This window comes from Dinoroseobacter sp. PD6 (assembly GCF_028807315.1).
Taxonomy (GTDB): domain Bacteria; phylum Pseudomonadota; class Alphaproteobacteria; order Rhodobacterales; family Rhodobacteraceae; genus Dinoroseobacter; species Dinoroseobacter shibae.
This window is the reverse complement of sequence record NZ_JARAMN010000009.1, coordinates 113,462-135,671: the sequence shown is the minus strand read 5'-3', so window position 1 is coordinate 135,671 and position 22,210 is coordinate 113,462. Positions and strand designations below refer to the sequence as shown.

General features: G+C 62.1%; 18 protein-coding genes. 9 read left to right on the top strand and 9 right to left on the bottom strand.

The features are described 5' to 3' along the window. Positions 1-176 precede the first annotated feature (176 nt). From PVW48_RS15300 to ahcY, 6 genes are all read right to left on the bottom strand, one after another. Positions 177-1,667 (bottom strand): S8 family serine peptidase, encoded by a 1,491-nt coding sequence (locus PVW48_RS15300; protein WP_012180078.1) that lies wholly within the window; start codon positions 1,665-1,667, stop codon positions 177-179. Then, positions 1,664-2,260 (bottom strand): hypothetical protein, encoded by a 597-nt coding sequence (locus tag PVW48_RS15295; RefSeq protein WP_012180079.1) that lies wholly within the window; start codon positions 2,258-2,260, stop codon positions 1,664-1,666. The genes PVW48_RS15300 and PVW48_RS15295 overlap by 4 nt, the downstream gene beginning before the upstream one ends. Continuing rightward, the gene (locus tag PVW48_RS15290) at positions 2,260-2,835 is read right to left on the bottom strand and encodes an RNA polymerase sigma factor (protein ID WP_012180080.1); all 576 of its coding nucleotides are present in this window, start codon (positions 2,833-2,835) and stop codon (positions 2,260-2,262) included. Before PVW48_RS15290 ends, PVW48_RS15295 begins: the two co-directional genes overlap by 1 nt. Next, positions 2,835-4,724 carry a hypothetical protein gene (locus tag PVW48_RS15285; protein ID WP_274581952.1) on the bottom strand — a complete coding sequence of 630 codons (1,890 nt, stop codon included), beginning with the start codon at positions 4,722-4,724 and terminating at the stop codon, positions 2,835-2,837. The genes PVW48_RS15290 and PVW48_RS15285 overlap by 1 nt, the downstream gene beginning before the upstream one ends. A 441-nt stretch (positions 4,725-5,165) precedes the next feature. After that, positions 5,166-5,507 carry a DUF2853 family protein gene (locus PVW48_RS15280; protein WP_274581951.1) on the bottom strand — a complete coding sequence of 114 codons (342 nt, stop codon included), beginning with the start codon at positions 5,505-5,507 and terminating at the stop codon, positions 5,166-5,168. A gap of 212 nt (positions 5,508-5,719) precedes the next feature. Next, positions 5,720-7,108: an adenosylhomocysteinase gene (ahcY, locus tag PVW48_RS15275; protein ID WP_012180083.1), complete on the bottom strand. Its 1,389-nt coding sequence runs from the start codon at positions 7,106-7,108 to the stop codon at positions 5,720-5,722. A gap of 171 nt (positions 7,109-7,279) precedes the next feature. On the opposite strand from ahcY, the gene PVW48_RS15270 reads away from it, so the two are divergent. Further along, entirely contained in the window at positions 7,280-8,260 is a 981-nt protein-coding gene (locus tag PVW48_RS15270; RefSeq protein ID WP_274581950.1) for a glycosyltransferase family 8 protein, read from the top strand. 12 nt (positions 8,261-8,272) lie between these two features. Here the strand turns inward: PVW48_RS15270 and PVW48_RS15265 are convergent, their stop codons facing one another. Beyond that, a complete protein-coding gene (locus PVW48_RS15265; RefSeq protein WP_274581949.1) occupies positions 8,273-8,494 on the bottom strand; it encodes an S-adenosyl-L-homocysteine hydrolase in 222 nt (73 codons plus the stop codon). Positions 8,495-8,802: 308 nt separating this feature from the next. Between PVW48_RS15265 and PVW48_RS15260 the strand changes: the two genes are divergently transcribed. After that, positions 8,803-9,411 (top strand): HD domain-containing protein, encoded by a 609-nt coding sequence (locus PVW48_RS15260; RefSeq protein WP_012180086.1) that lies wholly within the window; start codon positions 8,803-8,805, stop codon positions 9,409-9,411. 116 nt (positions 9,412-9,527) lie between these two features. Here the strand turns inward: PVW48_RS15260 and PVW48_RS15255 are convergent, their stop codons facing one another. Then, a complete protein-coding gene (locus PVW48_RS15255) occupies positions 9,528-10,082 on the bottom strand; it encodes an ActR/PrrA/RegA family redox response regulator transcription factor (protein ID WP_012180087.1) in 555 nt (184 codons plus the stop codon). Between the two features lie 83 nt (positions 10,083-10,165). Next, a complete protein-coding gene (locus tag PVW48_RS15250; protein ID WP_274581948.1) occupies positions 10,166-10,786 on the bottom strand; it encodes an SCO family protein in 621 nt (206 codons plus the stop codon). 102 nt (positions 10,787-10,888) lie between these two features. On the opposite strand from PVW48_RS15250, the gene regB reads away from it, so the two are divergent. The 7 genes from regB to addA all read left to right on the top strand — a co-directional run bounded on the left by regB (position 10,889) and on the right by addA (position 22,196). Beyond that, entirely contained in the window at positions 10,889-12,280 is a 1,392-nt protein-coding gene (gene regB, locus PVW48_RS15245; RefSeq protein WP_012180089.1) for a sensor histidine kinase RegB, read from the top strand. A 63-nt stretch (positions 12,281-12,343) separates the two neighbouring features. Beyond that, positions 12,344-13,639, top strand: coding sequence for a PAS-domain containing protein (locus tag PVW48_RS15240; protein ID WP_274581947.1), 1,296 nt, complete (start codon positions 12,344-12,346; stop codon positions 13,637-13,639). A gap of 59 nt (positions 13,640-13,698) precedes the next feature. Then, positions 13,699-14,196, top strand: a complete 498-nt coding sequence (gene tsaE, locus PVW48_RS15235) for a tRNA (adenosine(37)-N6)-threonylcarbamoyltransferase complex ATPase subunit type 1 TsaE (RefSeq protein ID WP_274581946.1) — start codon at positions 13,699-13,701, stop codon at positions 14,194-14,196. Beyond that, the gene (locus tag PVW48_RS15230; protein ID WP_274581945.1) at positions 14,193-15,191 is read left to right on the top strand and encodes an aminoglycoside phosphotransferase family protein; all 999 of its coding nucleotides are present in this window, start codon (positions 14,193-14,195) and stop codon (positions 15,189-15,191) included. Before tsaE ends, PVW48_RS15230 begins: the two co-directional genes overlap by 4 nt. Continuing rightward, a complete protein-coding gene (locus PVW48_RS15225; RefSeq protein ID WP_274581944.1) occupies positions 15,176-15,859 on the top strand; it encodes a nucleotidyltransferase family protein in 684 nt (227 codons plus the stop codon). The genes PVW48_RS15230 and PVW48_RS15225 overlap by 16 nt, the downstream gene beginning before the upstream one ends. Beyond that, on the top strand, positions 15,856-18,822 hold the full coding sequence (gene addB, locus PVW48_RS15220; protein ID WP_274581943.1) for a double-strand break repair protein AddB: 2,967 nt from the start codon (positions 15,856-15,858) through the stop codon (positions 18,820-18,822). The genes PVW48_RS15225 and addB overlap by 4 nt, the downstream gene beginning before the upstream one ends. Continuing rightward, positions 18,819-22,196: a double-strand break repair helicase AddA gene (gene addA, locus PVW48_RS15215; protein ID WP_274581942.1), complete on the top strand. Its 3,378-nt coding sequence runs from the start codon at positions 18,819-18,821 to the stop codon at positions 22,194-22,196. Before addB ends, addA begins: the two co-directional genes overlap by 4 nt. The last annotated feature ends 14 nt before the right edge of the window (positions 22,197-22,210 follow it).

Here is a 22,210-nt window from a genome sequence, read left to right as displayed (position 1 = left end):
TCGGAGGGCGGGGCAGAAATCGCGTCGCCAGTTGGGGAAAGGGCGATTTACAGAAATCTAAACAAACGATCTGCGCCTCCGGCCCTCCGAAAGATGTCCCGTTGCAACCGGGACATTCGTAAGTCGTGCCAGCCCCATGAATGGTTCAAACATGACTCAAATTTTTTGATCTTTTTTTAGCAGGGGTCGCCGCGCATGAGACCCCAACCAAATCGGGGGTCATATCCCGAAGGCCCGAGGTCCTCGGCACTGCGCCGAAAGCTTGCACGCAACTGATCCGTAGTCAGCCGCTGCTGCGCCAGCTTCTGCGCCACAAGCCCGGTGGCGACTGCCGCGGCGTAGGACGTGCCCGAGCGATAGGACCAGCCACGCCGATCCGGCACCGCGATATCGACGCCCGGCGCCGAGAAATCCATACCCGCCCCGAAACTGGCCCGGCGGTAGATCCGTTTGTCCGCATCGATCGCCGTAATCGCAAGAACGCGCGGATCGGCGGCAGGATATCCCAGGGACGGCTCGCCCCGGTTGCCGGCGGCGGCCACCATGATCAGTCCCTGCTGATCGGCGATCTCCACCAGGGCAGCCAACGCCTCGTTCGGGGGGCCAGCAAGCGACATGTTGACCACGTCTGCACCCCGCTCGACCAGCCAATCGAGACCGAGTGCGATATTTTCGAGCCGGGCGAGGTCGCGCCCCCCCGCCCGTGCAAACGCCACCACCGAGAGTAACTCCGCCCCAGGTGCGAGACCCGCCGGACCTTGCGTGGTGGCCTGGCCCGCGATCAGGGCGGCAATCCCCGTGCCATGGGCGGTAGAACCGGGCCGCTCCCGCGGTCTGAGAACCGACAGGCTGGTCACCCGTACATTGGTCAGGGACGGCGTGCGCAGATCGAGGGGTCCGTCAATCAGACCGACCCGCACGGGGCGGGTCAGGGTACAGTTGCGCCCCGGATCGGGCCGCACCAGGGCTGTCGCGAACAGGCGTAGTCCGGCGCGCCCGCCACTGGACTGAGACAAACTGTAGACCGTATGCGTCCCGATGGCCGAACGTATGCCTTCGCGAGCAAGCAGCGCGCGAGCCTGCGCTTCGGTGAGTGCCCCGGCGAGATCCACAAAGAGAAGGCTCTGACCAAGAGAGCCCAGCCGCTGGGAGCGCAAGATCTGCGCCCGCGCCCCACGCAGCACGACACGCGCCCGGGCGATCTCCTGGTCCGTACCCGCGAGGACATATTCCGGACCCCCACTGGGAGCGGCCACCTCGTTGCCGGTGGCGGGGCGAATTGGAACATCCGGAATACGGTCCAAGGCCTCTTCCAAGAGCCTGCCCTGACAAATGCGGCCCGTGCGCAGCGTCCGTTCCACCCCCAGCAGCAGCCGAACGACCAGTTCGAACTCTCCGTTTCGGGGAGTGCGCTGCAGGCGGGGCATGCGGAAACTGAAACTGGACGCGGTCACGTTCCGGATCAGCACGCGCACCCGGAAATCGCCGAAATCGAGGAACAAGGTCGCCCGGATCGGCGGGGGGTTGCGCACCCGCGGTATCGTGATCAGGTCGCCGGGATTGACGCATTCAGGCAATGCAGGCGCAGTTTGGGCCGCCACCTGTGACGGCGACGACCATAAGAGCCCGACAAGAACCAGCGCCAGAAGCGCCTTGAATGGCTTCATTCCTCTATATCAACGCGCAGGACGCGCTCATCCTCTTCCAATTCTGCCGCCAATCCGGCGAGCGAGACATCCTCCCCCGGCAGGAGGATCATACGAAAAAGCCCCAAGGAGGACGGCCCGTCAATGATCGTCAGCCCACTGTCGCGGACAAGCGCCGAAATCTCGGCCACGGACGCCTCCGGTGAGAACGTGACAACCATGGCGGCTGGCTCGCCAGACGCCTGTTCATACAAGGGCTCGGGCCCGGAGCCGCCTTGCAGTCCCAGAACCAAGACGGTCGCGAGACTGGCGGCAAGCGCGGACCCTACCCCCCAGGCGAGCGCGCGCTGGGGCGGATTGGCTTTCTGGGGTACGGATGCATCTGCATCCAGCGACCGATGCAGTCGCGCCAGCCCGAATTCCCCTGGCCCGGTATGAGCCTCGTGGGTTTGCTTCAGGCTCGCCCTCATGGCACGCAAAAGCGCAGCCTCCTGCTGCAACGCGGGATCGCGCGCGACGGCCTCTGCCACCCGAGCGCTGTCGGCCTCATCGAGGGAGCCGTTGACCCAGAACGGGAGAAGTTCCTGTAGTTCGGTATTCGTCGCGTCCGACATCAGACGTCCCCCATCGTTACACGCCGCCCCTCGAGGCACCGCATCAAGAGCTTCTTGGCGTGGAAAATGCGGGTTTTCACCGTGCCTTCGGGAACGTCCAGGGCCGCCGCAATCTCGCGGTATCCCTGATCTTCGAAGAATGCGAGTTGGATCGCGGCGCGCTGGTCGAGCTTCAACGTTTCCATGCAAAAGAGCAGATGGGCACTGTTCTCGGCCGTGGCCAGACACTGCTCGGGGTTCGGGTCGGTATCGGCCTCCTCCTCAAAGCTGTCGGTCAAGTCGGTACGCGCTGACTTTCTGAACACATCAATCACTTTCCGGTAGGCAATCCCGAACACCCAGGATTTCACTGAACTTCGCCCCTCAAAGCGGCCTGCACTGCGCCACACTTCCAGAAAGACGTCATGGAGTATGTCGGCTGACTCGAAGGGATCGTTCAATTTTGACCGAATAAATCGGTAGACCGGAGTTTCCAGCGCGCGGTACAGCGCATCGAAAGCGGCGCGGTCCTCGTTCGCGATCCGCACAAGCAAGTCTGCGAGCCGCGTATTCTCGGCACTTTGCCCATGTGTCATCAGAACTGATCCCGGTATCTCGAGAAAAGGTCAAACTCGAGCCGAATGCCCGCCACGACTGCCCACCCATCGTTTTCCGCAAAGGGCAACACGGTCGTACCCGCGCCATACAGCATTCCGAGATAGATCTCATTCTCAGGAGCGAATTCATAGGCCACTTCCGCACGGCCGAATTGGCCATCCGCACCGATCGGCCCATCGCTCTCGGTCAGTCCGGCTTCCAGGACCACGCTCCACTGGTTCGGGACAAACTCGTAGTCCAGCGAGAGCACAAGCTCGGCGGACTCGGATATATCGCCGAAGGCGTCAATATACTGGTAGCCCGCAGCAGCAATCGCGGTGACCTCTTCACTAGGCGTATAGGCGTAGATGGCATCGATACGCTGTAATTCCTCGTCGAAATCCGTCGGCGTTTCATCGTCATAAATCTCATAGCTGTAGGCAACGCCCCAAGCGGTGCGCGCGCGCTGCTGATCAATGTTGAATTGCAGGGAGACCTGCTGGTTGTCCTGTGGGGCTGCTCCCGAGAAAGGGGAGCGTATACGCTCTTGCTGGGAATAAGCGGCCGAAAACCCGAACGTGGTGCCCAGCAGGAAGCCGCCGGTGAAGACGCCAGGATCGTAGACGGCATCGAAACTCACTGCGGTGATCTTGTCCCGCTCCCGGGTGCGCAGGCCGTCGGTGTTGGTCTTGGCCCGGCTGGCCTCCAGGGACCATTGCACAGCCGGGCCAAACCAGCTCACCGTCACGCCATTGCCCTGCAAACCGGGTATGAACTCCGGATCGAGTGCCGAAAAATAGTCCGCGCTGGTTCGAAAGTGCCGGATCGAGACCTCGAGGGCCCGGGGATCATCCACGGGCAGAAGCGTATAGCTCAGCTCGGCCTGATAAGATGTGCCGGTGATCCGGCCGAACACATCTGTCCATTCCGATGTGCGTGCCAGGATTTCGTAGGTCAACGGGCTGGGCCCGATCCCTCCACTGACCGCGACGCCAGCGGCCGATCCCTCACCGGGGAACGCCGAAGGGCCGAGCAGTGCCTTGCCCTCTTGTGCGGCCAGCGAAAGCTTGAAGATGCTGCCCGGCACCGGAAAGAACGCGGCTTCGGCGCCGAAGACCAGATCATCCGGATCCTCCAGACCACTGATGTTCTGATCATCGACAGACGAACTGGCCTGCAAGGCGAAGACCCGGGCGCGCTGAGTTTCCGTTGGATCACCCAGTGTTACCGACACCCCCCGGCGCGGCGACTCGTCCATCACCAGTGTGTCATTCTCTATGAAATGTGTGCCCACCTTGAAGAACAGATCGGCAAAATCGAGCTGTTGGCGGAATTGCAGGAAATAACTGTCGACGAAAAGCTCGGTCTCATCGTCACCAAAGGCGTTTCGGTCCCACAGGAAATTCAACTCACCGGTGAAGGCCCCAAGCCCGAGGTCGAAGTCCAGGGCGCCGTTCAGGGTGGCGAACTGATCCGTCTCTCCGTCTTCGGTTCTGCGAACCCCCGCATCGAGATCTACCGTCGATCCGAAATCGACCTGGCCTTGCGCGAAGGTCTGAAAGCTCCACCGTTCGATCTCGACCTGAGTCCCCGGGACAGTGCGAAACAGTACGAGCTCATGGCGTGTCCCTCGAAGGTTCTCCGGTATAGGGACGATCAGGAACTCCCGGTCGAGCGACAAGGGTTCCAGAACCTCGTCGCCATCGATCTCCACCAGAAGGCGCGAGAGCGGGAAGACCTGGTCCAATTCTAGAACCGCGAACCCGCCACGTTCCAGGGTGCCGAGCGGTGTTGCGGCCGCACGCTCCTGCGCAGTCACTGGCTGAGAAAGGACCAAAGCAAGCGCTGCGACCGCAATATTCTCGCGTATGCGGGAAGAACCGCTCACCTGCACCCCTGATCACGTGTTCGGATCAGCCCCAAAGCCGACGATATCCAGATCGGGTCCAAGTTGCCGCGTTTTGGTTTTGAAACACAAGTCCGCCGTGCCCACGAGCGTCCATAATACGGAACGATCGGCACGAAGCAGCGCAAAAGATACACAACCGCATCACCTGAGGTCCGTCGGATGCGAACCCCGGTTGATCACGACGTTGCTTATCCCGTTTGGCGCGGGCAGTTTGACGGTTATCCCAACAAAAAATGGGGGGCCCCAACCCCTCAGGACCCCCCATCTTACCCACATGTGTCTCTGACGAGCGCACCACACGTGTATCTGATTTTCGGGTCCTGCCTCCTGGCGGGACTTCGTTGTGATACGCGAAGTTTCGCATTTCGCCTAATGCTTAGTAGACTGCATTTGAGCCAGCTTTGACTCAAATGCACTCGCTCAGGCGTAGCAGGATTCCTTGCCGAAGTGTTTGGTCAGCATGTAGTAGACCACCGCGCGGTGCTTGTTGCGCTCGGACTTGCCATAGGTCTCGATCACCTTTGCAATGCCTTCATCCAGTTCCGGGCCATCCGCCAGACCGAGCTTCTTTATCAGGAAATTCTGCTTGACCGTCTCCAGCTCACCCGGCTGAGAACTTGCCACCGTGGACGCGTCTGCATCGTAGATCGACGGCCCGCAACCGATCGTAACCTTTGTCAGCAGATCCATGTCCGGCGTCATGCCACATTTGTTCTTCAAGTCGTCCGCATACTGCGCAATCAGGTCGTCTCGCTTACCCATACTCTTCTCCAAATCCATCCGACGGCGCGATGCTACCGCCGTTTGGAACCGTGACTTTTGAAGAGGCATAAATAAAGCCCCAAACGACGCGCGGGCCCAAAACCGCGGGGAACCGCCGCAAGCCTGCTGGCCCTTCGGTCTTGTCGACACATCAAAGGCCGCGCAGGCACATACCCGCGCGACCTAGTCATCAGAAGCCCCGACAAGGAGTGTCAGTAGCGGTAATGCTCAGGCTTGTAGGGGCCGTCCTGCGACACGCCGATATAATCCGCCTGTTCCTTGGCAAGCTCGGTCAGCTTCGCACCGACCTTGGCCAGGTGCAGCTTGGCGACCATCTCATCTAGGTGCTTGGGCAGGACATAGACCTCGTTGCCGTATTGGTCGCCCTTGGTCCACAACTCGATCTGCGCCAGCACCTGGTTGGTGAAAGACGCTGACATCACGAAGGACGGATGCCCGGTTGCGTTCCCGAGGTTCAGCAATCGGCCTTGGGAAAGCAGGATCATGCGATTGCCCGAAGGCATCTCGATCATGTCCACCTGGTCCTTGATGTTGGTCCATTTGTGGTTCTTGAGCGCGGCGACCTGAATCTCGTTGTCGAAGTGACCGATATTCCCGACGATCGCCATGTCCTTCATCTCGCGCATATGCTCGATGCGGATCACGTCCTTGTTGCCCGTGGTGGTAATGAAGATATCCGCATCCTTCACGGTATCTTCGAGCGTAACAACCTCGAACCCATCCATTGCCGCCTGGAGCGCGCAGATCGGATCGATCTCGGTCACTTTCACCCGCGCCCCCGCCCCGCGGAGGGACGCGGCGGATCCCTTACCCACGTCGCCATAGCCACAGACGACGGCGACCTTGCCGGCCATCATCGTGTCCGTGGCACGGCGGATGCCGTCGACGAGCGATTCCTTGCAACCGTACTTGTTGTCAAACTTCGACTTGGTCACGCTGTCGTTGACATTGATCGCGGGGAAAGGCAGTTGCCCGTCGCGCATGAGTTCATAAAGGCGATGCACACCGGTCGTGGTCTCTTCGGACACGCCCTTGATCTGGTCTCGGGTCTTGGTGAACCAGCCGGGGCTCGCGGACATGCGCTTGGCGATCTGCGCCTTGATCACTTCCTCCTCTTCCGAACTCGGCACGGGGATGATGTCTTCCCCGGCCTCCGCCCGTGCACCAAGCAAGACATAGAGCGTCGCATCCCCACCATCGTCGAGGATCATGTTCGGGCCATCCGGGAACATGAAGGACTTGTCGAGGTAATCCCAATGCTCTTCGAGGGTCTGTCCCTTGATCGCGAAGACCGGTGTGCCGCCCGCGGCGATCGCGGCTGCGGCGTGATCTTGCGTAGAATAGATGTTGCAAGATGCCCAGCGCACATCCGCGCCCAGCGCCGTAAGAGTCTCGATCAGAACCGCAGTCTGGATTGTCATATGCAGCGAGCCGACGATCCGGGCCCCGGACAGTGGCTTGCTTTCGCCATACTGCTCGCGCAGCGCCATGAGGCCTGGCATCTCGGTTTCCGCGATATCCAGTTCCTTGCGCCCATAATCCGCGAGCGCGATGTCCTTGACGATATAGTCTTTTGCCATCGGTAATCGTTCCTTTCACATGTTGGACGAGCGCGTATCAGGTTCGCAGACCTCAAACAACGGGCAAGCACGCCGCAGATAGCGCAGATTGACTACGACCGAGTGATATTGCAGGTGCTTTGGGTGACAGGCTATGGGGCTGAGAGGTCATTGGCAAAACCGTTACGAGGCATGAACGCGATACCCGGCCCGCGAGTAACCGCATCAAGCCAATGCGCCCGGCATGAACATGCTGTCTGCTTTTGCAGCGATGAAGGCTATCTGCCTTTCGCGCTCTTCGCTGCGCTCCAGATACACCGGCTGCATCCAGACCGATGCTTCGATCTGGTGATTGCACACACAGGTCCCTTGTCCTTGCCACACGGTTTTCCAGCGATCGGAATTCGGTATGTTGAGATCGACACGGGGGGATGCTTCGAGAGATTGGCGCTCGACGCGCGCCGAACCGGCAGCACATATCTTCGGCTGGCCCTGCCCGGGGCTTTGGGCCACGATTACGAGCGCATCCTCTACATGGACTCAGATGTATTTGCCTTGCGCGATGGCCTGCATGTCCTTCTCTCTACGGATATGCGGGGCAAGCCCCTTGCTGCAGTGCGTGACAACTCTCAATGGCGCACATCCGGACGCAAGCCCGAAGATCTCGTCACCCTGAATTTACCTGCGGGGCCGTATTTTAATGCCGGTGTTCTGCTGATGGATACTGCCCGCTTGAACGAACAGGACATACTTGCGAAGGCGCTGGATCTGGGCACTAGCCAAGCGGGGCGGCTGGCACGCCACGACCAAACCCTTCTGAACGCGGTGACGAGCGGCAATTGGGCCGAAATGTCCCCGCGCTGGAACTGGCAATTCACTTGGGCGTCATGGATTTTCGCACTGTCCGAAGACGCGCGCATCCTGCACTTCATTGGTCCTAACAAGCCTTGGTCAGACACTTCCGGACGGTTTTCGAAGTCCATCACCCGGGCCTACGGGGATTTTCTCGCAGAACAGTTTCCGGAAAGGACCGTTGAACGACCTGCAAACTCGCCCATCAATGATCCGCGCAGGCTTATCAAATCGCTGATCAAGCATGGCTTGTCCCGCAAGAAGATGAGCGCATATCTCGCACGCTTCGCAGATGACTTTACCCTGATCGACCCAAGCTGATCCCGGCACCGCTCAACGCAGATCGAGCGCGAGCGCCTCGGGCGCTGCGCCCAGATCGCGCGACGACGTCCCATGGGCTGCAACGCAAGCCAGACTGTTGTCGAGGTATTTCACGAGCGTCCAGGTCTCGCTGACGAAATTGCGCCAGAGAACCCAAGTCCCATCCCCGGACTCCGAGACGGCTCGTTCGCCATACCAGTCGATCAGGCTGGCATCGAGTTCCTCGGCAAACATGCAGGACGGCGGTGTTTGAGCAGCCGCCGACACCGAAAGAAAAAGGAACAAGATACAAGATCGAACCATCACACCCTCCGGGCCGTTAATGCATGCGCCCAAACACCGGTTCCAGATTGCAGGGAGCGCGCAAGGGATGCACAGATCATTGAAATTTATATCAAAAACTAATTAATTTCCCTGTATCGATAGGAACAATGCAGAACTCTGAGATGTGATTGTATCCACGAGAGCGGCACTCTTTGCCCGAACCTACGATTGAGCTTGGCCGATTTGCACCGTAGGACGGGCGCGAAACGGCCACTGGAATGGCGATCAAAATGGCAAAACCTCCACGCGCTTGGCAGCGGATGCTTTCGGGACGCAGGCTCGACCTGCTCGACCCCACACCGATGGATATCGAGATCGACGATATCGCCCATGGGCTTGCCTTCGTAGCCCGCTGGAACGGGCAGACCTGGGGCGAGTACCCCTATTCGGTAGCGGAGCATTCGCTTCTGGTAGAAACGCTCTACGGGCGACTGGTGCCTGATGCGCCGGCAAAGTGGCGCTTGGCTGCGCTGCTGCACGACGCACCGGAATACGTCATTGGCGACATGATCTCACCGGTGAAGGCGGCTGTCGGCCCGGGCTACGGCGCGCTGGACGAGCGTTTGACCGCAGCGATCCATCTGCGCTTCGGCCTGCCCGCGCTCTTGCCGAAAACGGTGAAGGCCGCGATCAAGCGGGCGGATCGAGTCAGCGCCTGGCTGGAAGCGGTCAAGATCGCGGGGTTTTCGGAGAGTGAAGCCACGAAGTTCTTCGGCAAACCGAAAGAAGGTGTGCTGGACGGCCTCGCCTTGCATCTCCGGCCACCAGTTGAAGTACGGCGTGCGTATACGCAGCGTCATGAGACGCTTCTCGCGCAGACCGGATAACCCGCGCCTGAATATGCCTTCCTCTTGTCATGAGATCAGCGGACCAAGACACATGACGGCACCAAGAACGAAAAAGGCCCGCTGCAGCGGGCCCTGTCCGTCTTAACAAGAAAATTTCAGCGCGGGGATCGCTTTGCCAGGATACGTTGCAGTGTCCGGCGATGCATGTTGAGCCGACGCGCCGTTTCGGAAACGTTTCGGTCGCACAATTCATAGACCCGCTGAATATGCTCCCACCGCACCCGGTCGGCACTCATGGGGTTCTCCGGCGGCGGCGGCAACTCGTCGGGACGGGCGAGCAAGGCCGCCGTGATGTCATTGGCGTCGGCGGGCTTGGACAGGTAGTCCGTCGCTCCGATCTTCACGGCCGCCACTGCAGTCGCAATCGCCCCATAACCGGTCAGAACAACAATTCGCGCATCGGGGCGCCTTTCGCGAAGTACCTCGACCACATCGAGACCATTTCCATCATCCAATCGCAGGTCAACCACGGCGTAGGCGGGCGGGCGGGCGGTTGCGATGGCCTTCCCAGCCGCCACGGATCCCGCCATTTCCGGCTCGAAGCCGCGCTTTTCCATGGCGCGCGCAAGGCGGCGCAGAAACGGTTCATCGTCATCCACAAGGAGCAGTGATGCATCCGGGCCGATATCGCGTGCGGGTTGCTCAGTCATCTGTCCCCCTGACCGTCAAACGTACCAATCGCGTCAATTAATATTTCTGTAGTGGCATTTTGTCCCGTGGTCAAATGTCGACCTCAGGTTGAGTGCTCCAGAAAGCAGGCGACCCGTTCTGCTATCTGCGTGGGGGAGTCTTCGCGTCTGAAAAAATCGGCAAATCCACTGCCCGGAAGCATCAGATACGTGAAAGTAGAGTGGTCGACGAGATAATACTCTTCGTCGCCTTCCTGCTTGCGGTAATAGGTCTTGTAGGCGCGTGACGCCGCCGCTACCTGCTCCGGCGATCCGGTCAGCCCCAGCATATCGGGATGCATGGCGTCGGTGAACCACTCCACAACCTCCGGTGTATCCCGGTCCGGGTCGACTGAGATGAAGACCGGTTGCACATCATAGCCCCGCTCCTGCAGCAAGTCGACGGCCTCAGCGTTGCGCGCCACGTCCATCGGGCACACATCTGGACAAAAGGTGTAGCCGAAATAGACCAGGGATGGGCGCGTCAGAACCTCGGCTTCGGTAACGGTCTCGCCGGTTTCAGAGACCAGCTCGAACGGCCCCCCAATAGACGCGCTGCCCGTCGCGACAACACCGCCGCGGCATTGCGCCAACGGGTCGTCAGGCGAGTTGAAAAACGCCATGTAGACGGTCCCGCCGATCATGGCCGTGACCAGCGCAATCGCCGTGGCACCGTACAGCTTCATGGCTCTTCTCCCTGTATGCCATCCAATCGACTCTGGTTGTATTTGTAGGTGGGGACACACTATGGTCGAAGTCCAGATGCCTGTGACATTTCGACCGAGAGCATGACAGACAGCGCTGCGCCGCCCGTAGTTCCAAAGGACCGCAGCACATGGGTGCGCTTGCGGACGCTGATCCTGTTGCGTTGGCTGGCCATTACCGGGCAGATCGTGACGATCGCCGTGGCCTCCCAAATTTTGAATCTCACACTGAACTACGGCCTTCTTTATCTGGCGATCGGTGCGTCGTTCATCGCCAACACGATCGCCATGTTCGTGTATCCGGAGAACAAGCGGCTATCCGAAAACGAGGCGATGCTCACCCTGCTCTTCGATGTCTCGCAGCTGGCATTCCTGCTTTACCTCACTGGGGGGCTGAACAACCCCTTCGCGCTTCTGATCCTCGCCCCGGTCACCATTTCGGCGGCTACCCTTCGCCTGCGTTCTACCATGTTGCTGGGCGCAGTCGCGATCGTCCTGATCACGCTGGTTGCCTTCCTCCATGTGCCCCTGCGCACCGAGCAGGGCTTCATCCTGCGGATGCCCGATGTGCTCGTCTTCGGGTTCTGGTGCGCCATCGTGATCGGTGTGATGTTTCTCGGCGCTTATGCCTACCGCGTCACCGGCGAGACGAATTCCATGTCGGAAGCGCTGCTCGCTACCCAGATGGCACTGGCGCGGGAACAGAAGCTGACCGATCTCGGCGGTGTGGTGGCCGCCGCCGCCCATGAGCTCGGAACCCCACTGGCCACGATCAAACTCGTCAGCCAGGAGCTTGCCGAAGAACTCGAAGACCCGATCCTGCGCGAAGACGCAGAGCTGATCCGCGATCAGGCAGATCGATGCCGTGACATCCTGCGGTCCATGGGACGGGCGGGAAAGGATGACCTGCATCTTAAAACCGCACCGCTGGCCGCCGTCGTACGGGAGGCCGCCGACCCCCACGCCCAACGCGGCAAGACCCTGCATTTCGACATCTCCCCTGCCCCCGGCGGCAGCAACCAGCAACCCATCATCCAGCGCCAGCCTGAGATCATCCACGGTATCCGCAACCTGGTTCAGAACGCCGTGGATTTCGCCGAGGCCAATGTCTGGATCGATCTTCACTGGACCGACGACGTGATCCTTGTACGGATTATCGACGATGGCGAAGGCTATCCCACCCATTTGCTGGGTCGAATAGGTGACCCGTTCGTGCGCAAGCGCAAAACCCAAACCGATAGCCGACGTCCGGGATACGAGGGCATGGGCCTGGGCCTGTTCATCGCCAAGACGCTGCTGGAACGCACCGGGGCCGAGCTCAGCTTCGCCAATGGCTCCGACCCGTTCCTGCCCCGCGAAGAACGTCCGGTCCGCGGGGGCGCGATTGTCGAGGCCATCTGGCCACGGGAGCAGATCGCCCTGCCCGATCTCGAAGAAAGCCAGCCACTCGGATTGAACCAACCGATTCAGGTTTAAGCGGGTATTAACCTTTCCCGGCCAATTTGAGAAAAAACATAAGCAGATTGTGCAATGGCTGGCATGGACTTCACGCTCTTGGCGACGCTTCTCGCGGTTGCGTTTCTGACCGCGGCACTGGCGCTGTATGCGCTCAACACACTTTCAAACCGGGACTTTGCCCAAGGGCCCGGTCCTACACTGCCCGTCCGGACCGATCTCGACGGGCCGAGCGCAGACCAGATCACCGCCCAGCGCCGAGAACTCGCGCAGCTGCGCGCCACGGTCGAACACATTCCCCTGATCCTTTGGCGGCAGGACAAGGATGGCGCCCTGACCTGGGCCAACAAACCCTATATCGACCTGACCGAGAAGCTCCATCCGGACCGCGCGGGGCGCTGGCCCATGCCCCACCTGTTCAAACAGAAATCCCTCGCCCATCCGGACACCCCTGGACACCGCCGTATCTCGATCGACATGGAGGATTGCGAGAAGCGCTGGTTCGAGGTGCAGGGCTTCCGCGTTCAGGACGAAATTCTCTATTCCGCCACGCCGATCGACATGACCGTGAAGGCCGAGGTTTCCCTCCGCAACTTCGTCCAGACCCTGACCAGCACCTTTGCCCATCTGCAGGTGGGGCTCGCGATCTTCGACAAACGGCGCCAGCTGGTGCTGTTCAACCCGGCACTCACCGACCTGACCACCCTTGAGCCCGAATGGCTCAGCGCGCGGCCGGGACTGTCCGAAGTGCTCGACCGGCTGCGCGACAAGAACATGCTGCCCGAACCGAAGGACTACAAGGAATGGCGCAACCGGCTTACCGGGCTGGAAAAGGCCGCCTCTTCCGGTACGTTCGAGGAAACCTGGGCGTTGCCCACGGGCCAGAACTACCGCATTCTCGGCCGCCCCCATCACGACGGCGGAATCGCCCTGACCTTCGAGGATATTTCCTCGGAAGTCTCCCTCACACGGCGATTCCGTTCCGAGATCGAGCTGGGGCAGACCGCGCTCGACACGCTGGAAGAGGCAATCGCGGTGTTCTCGGAAAACGGCACGCTGGTGCTGTCAAACAAGGCCTATTCCGAGCTTTGGGATGTCTCCGAGAATGACGGACTGATGCCGGTAAGTATCGTGGATGCCACGCGCCATTGGCAGCAATCGTGCCAACCCAACCCGATCTGGGGTGACATTCGCGACTTCGCCACCACAAGCCAGGGCCGCGCCGATTGGGAAGATTACGCCCGTCTTCAAGATGGCGGCACGATCCTGCGCTGCCGGGTGGCGCCGCTCGCCCAAGGCATGACCCTGGTAGGGTTCAAGACCCTCGAAGCCGTGCCGGAGTTCCAGCCCGCCAAGACCGAGATCGCCCAAACCGCGTGACCCCCGGGCCCTGCGGCGCAAAGGCTTGCGAGCCTTGCATCATCCGGTACAACGGAGCCATGGAACCCGAAGCCCTCGCCCGACTGACCCTGACCAGCGAAGACAGTCTGCGCGCCTTCGGAGCTTGTCTCGCGCCGGTCTTGCAACCGGGCGATGCACTTCTGCTTGTCGGGGAGATCGGCGCCGGCAAAACTGTGCTCAGCCGCGCCATCATCCAGACACGCCTTGCCGCTATCGGTGTTATGGAGGACGTACCCTCTCCCACGTTCACGCTTGTGCAGACCTATGCCCTTGGGAACGTGGACCTGTGGCATTGTGACCTCTACCGCCTCACGGACCCCGAGGAGGTCCTAGCGCTCGGGCTGGAAGAAGCTTTCCGTGATGCAATCACCCTCATTGAGTGGCCGGATCGATTGGGCAACCAGATACCGCCGAATGCGCTGGTGATTGACCTGCGCATCCCGGACGCGACCCCGTTGCAACGCGACATGACCCTCACCGCCTTCGGAGCAGAATGGTCACGTCGCATCAACCCCTGTCTGGATCTGGCCGCATGAGGCGGCAGGCGGAAAAGGACCGCTTCCTAGCGCAGATCGGCTGGGCGCAGGCAAAGGTGACGCCACTGGCGGGCGATGCGTCTCTGCGCAGTTATGACCGAGTGGAGACACACGGCAAACGCGCGGTTCTGATGAATGCGCCACCGGACCACGGTGAAAGCACAGATCCGTTCCTGCGGATCGCCCGGCACCTGTCGGTTATCGGCCTGCACCCGCCCGCTATCCTCGGCGAAGATCGCACCAGGGGATTTCTCTTGCTGGAGGATCTCGGGGACAGGCTCTTTGCAAGGGAATTCGAGCGCGATCCAGACCTGCAACACCTCTATTATACCGAGGCATTACGAGCCCTGAAAACACTCCACGACCACCCCGCCCCCGAGCTTCCGGGCTATGGGCGGGCCGAGATGGCGCAGGCGGCGGGCCTCGCTGCAACCTGGTATGCGGGCGATCCTGACGCCGCAGTCAGGCTTCGTAAGGTAATGGAAGAGGCGCTCGCGACGCTGGACTGGTCACGCCACGTGCCTGTGCTGCGCGACTATCATGCCGAAAACCTGATCTGGTACCCGGAAGAGACCGGCCTGCGTCGCGTGGGGCTTCTGGATTTCCAGGACGCGGGCCTCGGCCACCCTGTCTATGACGCGGCCTCCCTTCTCCAAGACGCACGCCGTGACCTCGATCCCGATCTGGTGGCCCGGCTGAGCGCGGATTGCTGGTCCTGGTTCGCCGCGGATCGCGCCGCGTTCACACAGGCCTTCGCGGTCCTGGGCGCCCAGCGCGCCTTGCGCATCCTCGGCGTGTTCGCGCGGCTGTCGCTGCATTTCGACAAGCCGCGATACGTGGACCTGATCCCCCGCGTCTGGGGGCAGTTGCAGGGTAACCTCGACCACCCGGCCCTGCGCAGGCTCGCGGATACGACCCACGCGATTTTGCCCGAGCCATCCACAGCCCATTTGGACGATCTCAAGGCACGGGCGGGTTCATGCCCAGCGCTGTGATGGTGTTCGCCGCCGGGCGCGGCACCCGAATGGCGCCCCTGACCGATAAGCGGCCCAAACCACTGATCGAAGTCTCAGGAAAGCCCTTGCTCGACCACGCCCTCGCGCTCGCCGAGGCGGCAGAAATCCCCCGCAAGGTAGTGAACATTCACCATCTGGGCGACCAGATCGCAGCCCATCTCGCCGACCGCCCGGGTATCCGCATCAGTGACGAGCGTGCCGCGCTACTTGAAACCGGCGGCGGACTGCGCAAGGCATTGCCCCTCCTCGGCGAAGGCCCGGTCTTCACCCTGAATTCCGACGCGGTCTGGACCGACCACAGTGCGCTAAGGCAGCTCAGTGCCGCCTGGCGCCCGCAAGATATGGCCGCGCTTCTGCTGCTGCTGCCACGCGCCCGCGCCCTGGGCTATACCGGGCCAGGCAATTTTGCCCTCGGCCCCGAAGGGCGCCTGAGCCGTGGAGGACCTTGGGTTTATTCCGGCGCGCAAATCATCGATCCCGCAGGTCTGTCTGACATCAAGCAAAAGGCATTCTCCCTCAACCTGCTCTGGGACAAGTACGCCGTGGAGGGCCGCTTGTACGGTGCGGTTTTTTCCGGTCACTGGGCCGATGTCGGCACGCCCATGGGCATCGAGACCGCCGAAATCCTGTTGAAGACACACACATGATCCAACTTTTCCCCGCCCAGGACAGCCCCCGTGTATTCGGTGTACCCATCGGACTCGATTTCCCGGCAGAGACTGTGGCCGGACTGCTCGAACGGCTCGGGTCGCAGCCACCCCATGCACTTGGTCAGGTGGAAATCCTGGTCAACACGGGACGAATGCAGCGACGGCTGCAAGAGGTGCTGAGCGATCGCGGGCGCGCGGGCTTCTTGCCGAAGATCCGGCTGATCACCGACCTGGGGGCCGAAGCCGGGACCGACAGGGCCCCGGCAACCCTTTCGCCGCTGCGGCGTATGCTCGATCTGCGCAGGCTGGTGCTCGGCCTACTGGAAACGACACCGGACCTGGCCCCCCGGAGCGCGGCACTCGACCTGACCATCAGTCTCGTCAGCCTTCTGGAAGAGTGCGAGGGCGAGGGAGTATCCCTCCAGCAATTGGCCGCGCTTGATGTCGAGGACCTTTCGGCTCATTGGCAGCGGGCGCTTGCGTTCATCTCCATCATCGGGCCCTTCCTCAAGGATAGCAGCGGCGCCGTCGGACCGGAGGGACGGCAACGGGCAGCGGTCCTGCGCAAGATCGCTCAATGGCAGGATACCCCGCCCCGGCATCCGATCCTGATCGCCGGATCCACCGGATCGCGGGGCACCACGGCCCTGTTGATGACAGCGGTGGCCCGTCTGCCCCAAGGCGCGCTGCTTTTGCCCGGGTTCGACACGGATCAGCCCCCAAAGGTCTGGGCAGAGATGAGCGATGCGCTGATCGGCGAAGATCATCCGCAGTTTCGCTTCGCCCGCCTTTTGCAGGCGCTCGATCTTGACCCCGCAAGTCTGCCCCTTTGGACCGATACCGCGTCCCCCGCACCCGGACGCAATCGCCTCGTCTCCCTCGCGCTGCGGCCTGCACCCGTTACGGACCAATGGCGCGCCGAGGGGCCGGATTTGCGCGACCTGCCCGAAGCGCTTGCAAATACCACATTGATCGAAGCCGCCTCTCAGCGTGAGGAAGCACTGAGCATCGCCGTCGCTCTGCGCGACTCGGCCGCTGCGGGCAAACGCGCGGCCCTTATCACACCGGACCGAGGTCTGACACGCCAGGTCACCGCGGCACTGGACCGATGGCGGATCGAACCAGATGACAGCGCCGGTCGCCCGCTGGTCCTGTCGGCGCCGGGGCGCTTCCTGTCTCATGTGGCGGCAATGATGGGTGCGGAGCTGTCTGCCAGCGCGCTTCTGATCCTGCTCAAGCATCCACTGACCCATTCCGAACGCCCGGACCGCGGTGACCACCTGCGCCACAGCCGCGATTTGGAGCTTCATCTGCGAAAAGCCCCCTTCGTGGAACTGTCCGAGGCCCGCCTGCGGGCCTGGGCGGCATCCTCCCCGTCTCGCACGGACAGTCCCGCCGATCCCGCGCGCGCGGCCTGGATGGACTGGGTGCTCGCCACGGTGGGACCCCTCACCACACTCGAAGACGCCCCGCTCGACACGCTGGCCACGGTTCATCGCAATGCATCAGAACGGCTTGCGGCAGGACCTGGCGCCGAAGGCGCCGGGGGCCTGTGGGACAAAACCGCAGGGGAGAAAGCCAAAGCCGTTCTGGATGCCCTGGCACTCGAAGCGGCCCATGGGGGCTCGTTCGCGTCCGGTGATTTCGCAGCCCTGCTGGCCCGCATGCTGGCGCAGGAAGAAGTGCGCGATCCGGTCCGGCCCGACCCCCGGATCATGATATGGGGCACGCTAGAGGCGCGCGTTCAAGGCGCGGATGTCGTTATCCTCGCCGGTCTCAACGACGGGATTTGGCCCAAGCGGCCCGATCCTGACCCCTGGATGAACCGCAAGATGCGTCACGAGGCGGGGCTCTTGGTGCCTGAGCGTCAGGTCGGCTTGTCGGCCCATGACTTTCAGCAAGCGATGGGCGCACGGGAAGTGATTCTGACGCGCGCCACCCGCGACAGCGAAGCGGAAACCGTGCCATCCCGCTGGTTGAACCGGATCACCAATCTGCTCGACGGGTTGAGCGATGAGAGCCGCGCAGCCCTTGCGGGAATGCGCACACGGGGTGCTGCCATCGTCACCCGGGCGCGTGGCCTCGACCGACCCGCCGCCGTGATGCCTCTTGCGAAGCGACCTTCACCGATCCCGGCGCCGGGGCAGTTCCCGCCGCGCATTTCGGCCTCTCGTGTCGAAACTCTCATCCGCGACCCGTTCGAGATCTATTGTGGCACGGTTCTGGGCCTGCGCCCTCTCGATCCGCTGGACCGCCCTGCCGACGCGGCCCTACGCGGCACGGTCCTGCACAAAGTACTGGAAACGGCTCTGTCACAGGTGATGGCGGGCACCGAGATGACCGCGACCCTGCTGCGGCAGATCGCGGCCCGTGTGCTGGATGAACACGTCCCTTGGCCCGAGGTCAGAACCCAATGGCGCGCCCGGTTCGAAAGCTATGCCACCCAACTGGCAGAGGCAGAAGTCGCCCGCCTTAGGCGAGCGACCCCCGCCGCCCTGGAACGGCGCGGAGAGTTGACGCTGGCCTCCGGTGTACGCCTCACCTGCGAGGCGGACCGGATCGACATCGCCCCGGATGGGACCGCCATCATCTACGACTACAAGACCGGAACTGTCCCTGGTGAGAAAGAAGTGGAGGCGTTTACCAAACAGCTCCACCTCGAAGCGGTGATCGCCGAGGCAGGCAGGTTCGAAGACCTGCCGCCCCTGACCGTTTCCGAAATCGCCTATCTGCAGATCAACAAGGACCTCAAGATCCGCGCCCTTACCTTCGAGCCCGGGGATGTCGGGCGCGCAAGGGATGAGTTCGCCAAAATCATGGACGATTTTCTGTCCGGAGAACGCGGCTTCACGGCGCGCCGGATGCCTCGCGACATGAAATACGTCTCGGATTACGACCACCTGAGCCGGTTCGGCGAATGGGATCAAAGCGACACGCCCGTTTCGGAGGAAATGCCATGACTGCCCCGGCCCCGAACGACGCAACGCGCGCGCAAATCGCCGCTGCGGACCCGACTTCGTCGGTTTGGCTGTCGGCCAATGCGGGCTCGGGCAAGACCAAGGTTCTCACCGACCGGGTGGCGCGACTGCTGCTCGAAGACGTACCTCCGGAACGCATTCTCTGCCTGACCTATACGAAAGCCGCCGCGAGCGAGATGCAGAACCGGCTCTTCCGCACGCTCGGAGGTTGGTCGATGCTGGATGATGGCGACCTGCGGCGGCGACTGGCCGAGCTGGGCCTGCTGCAGGTCGAGATCACGGCAGCGCGTTGCCGCAGCGCCCGCACGCTCTTTGCCCGAGCGATCGAGACCCCGGGCGGACTGAAGATCCAGACGATCCACTCCTTCTGCGCCAGCCTTTTGCGCCGTTTTCCGATGGAAGCTGGCGTGTCGCCGCAATTCACCGAAATGGACAGTCGCGCCGAGGCCGAGTTGCAACGGGCTGTGCTGCGCCAGATGGCCGAGGGACCGGGTCGCGACAGCCTCTTTGCCCTCGCGCAGAGCGTGGACGAGACGAACTTGCCGGAGCTCATGAAAGAACTTCTGAGCCACCGCGAGGCGCTCACAAGCCAGCCCGCCCAAGGCATTATCGAAAAGACCCTTGGATTGGCTCCAGGGGATAGCATCACAGCGCTCGCGGACCGCACCTTTCAAGCCAAGGATCGCGACTTGATCGGGCGTGTCGCGAAAGCCTGCGCCACCGGCAGTTCAACCGATGCCAAAGCCGCGGCAAAGCTGCAAGAACTTGCAGACCGTGCGCCGGATACAACGTGGTTCGAGGTTCTGGAGGGCTTGCTACTCTATGGTGCGACGGCCAAGGCCGGCCCTTTCGCGCCCAAGACCGACGCCTTCCCGACGAAAGCCACGCGGACCGCGCTCGGCGCCGACATGGGCGCGCTGAACGACCTGATGTGTCGTGTCGCCGAAGCGCGACAGCCTCGTCTGGCGTTGGAAATCGCGGCGCAGACCCGGATCGTCCACAACTTCGCCAACGTGTTCCTGAAGGCCTACCAGGCGGGCAAGGACGCGCGTGGTTGGTTGGATTTCGACGATCTGATCCTGCGCGCCAAGACGCTTCTGACCGATCCGGGGGTGGCGCAATGGGTTCTCTTCCGACTTGATGGCGGGATCGACCATATGCTGGTGGACGAAGCGCAGGACACCTCGCCCGTGCAATGGGATGTCATTCGCCTGCTGACGCGCGAATTCACCGCCGGTCAGGGCGCGCGCACCAATGTCTTGCGCACCATTTTCGTGGTCGGGGACCAGAAACAATCGATCTATTCATTCCAAGGCGCCGATCCCGCCGGGTTTGACCGGATGCGCCAGCATTTCGGCACCGAGCTGGCCCAGGTCGGCACGCCGTTGCAGGAACGGCTGCTGCTGTTTTCGTTCCGATCGTCGAGGGCCGTACTGCGTCATGTGGACGAGACCTTCTCTCGGTTCCAGCACCAGGGCCTCGGCGGCGGGTCGGAACACATCGCGTTTCACGAAGCCCTGCCGGGGCGGGTCGACCTGTGGCCTGCGTTGGCGAAGGCCGAAAAACAGACGCCCCAAAACTGGACCGACCCGGTGGACAAGATCGCCGCGGACGATCCGCGTCACGTACTGGCCCGCAAGATTGCGGCAGAGATCAGACGCCTGCTTGAGAGCGGCACGCAGATCACCTCCGCCAAGGGCGAGACTCGCCCGATCACGCCCGGCGATTTTCTGGTTCTGGTGCAAAAACGGTCCGAGATCTTCCACGAGTTGATCCGCGCCTGCAAGACCGAACGCTTGCCAATCGCGGGTTCGGACCGGCTGCGTGTGGGGGCGGAACTGGCGGTGCAGGATTTGATGGCACTGCTGGCCTTTGCCGCGACGCCGGAGGATAGCATGGCGTTGGCCTGCGTGCTGCGTTCCCCACTCTGCGGCTGGACCCAGCGCGAGCTGCACGTCCTCGCACAGCCGAACCGAAACCGCTTCCTCTGGGCGGCTTTGCGCGACAGCGACGCGCACGGTGAAACCCGCGCTTTCCTGCAGGATGTCAGGGATCAGGCTGATTTCCTGCGCCCATACGACCTGCTTGAACGGGTGCTTACCCGCCATGGCGGGCGCGAACGGCTAATTGCGCGGCTGGGCGAGGAAGCCGAGGAAGGCATCGACGTCCTGCTCGACCAAGCCCTGCAATACGAGCAGACCGAAATACCCAGCCTGAGCGGCTTCGTGGCATGGTTCCGGCAGGACGACATGAGCATTAAACGTCAGATAGACGCCCGTCGGGACGAGATCCGGGTGATGACAGTCCACGGTGCCAAGGGACTGGAAGCCCCTATCGTCATCATGCCCGATTGTGCAAAACCGTCCAATACCAACACTCGCAGCAAGCTGCTCCCGCTTGAAGATGGCCCCTTGGTGTGGGCCGGAAACAAGGAAACGCGCCCCGAAGTTATAAAGCCTCGCGCCGAGGAGATTGCACTGCGCGACACCGAAGAGCGGATGCGCCTGCTTTATGTCGCCATGACCCGCGCCGAGAGCTGGCTGATCGTGGCCGCCGCGGGGGAGACCGGGACCGGCACGGACAGCTGGCACGCCATGGTGACCGAGGGTATCGAGGCACAGACGCCCCACGAGGTGGAGTTTCCGACCGGGACCGGCTTGCGGCTTGAGCAAGGGGTCTGGCCCCCCGATGCCCCTTCCCCCATGCCCCTCCATACGGCCCATAGTCCACAACAGCCCGCCTTCGCACCAATGCCTCCGATGCCTGAACGGCGCACCACCCGTGCACCCTCCGATCTCGGTGGGGCGAAAGTGATCGAGAATGCAATCGATGGCCTCGACAAGGATGCGGCCCAAAGACGTGGTAAGCAGATTCACCTGCTTCTGGAGCATCTGCCGGATCATCCACCGGAAAGTTGGGCAAGCCTCGCGCCGCGCCTTCTGGGAGCGGAGGACAACCCCGAGACTGTCGCAGACCTTCTGGCGGAAGCGCGCGGCGTCCTCGAAAACCCCGCTTTAGAGCCGCTTTTCGCTCCGGACACGCTTGCCGAGGTCAGCCTGACCGCGCCCCTGCCCGGCCTGAATGGCGCACAGATCCTTGGGACAGTCGATCGTCTCATCATTGGACCGGAGCGTATCGTCGCCGTCGACTTCAAAAGCAACCAGGCCGTCCCTGCGCACCCAGAAGACACCCCCGAAGGCCTGCTGCGCCAGATGGGCGCTTATGCCGAAGCTCTCGCCGCGATCTATCCGGATATGTCCATCGAGACAGCGATCCTCTGGACCCGAACCGCGACTCTCATGCCCTTGCCCCACGGTTTGGTGATTGCGGCGTTACAAAGGACGCCGCCAGCTTGACCTTTCCTGGCCCG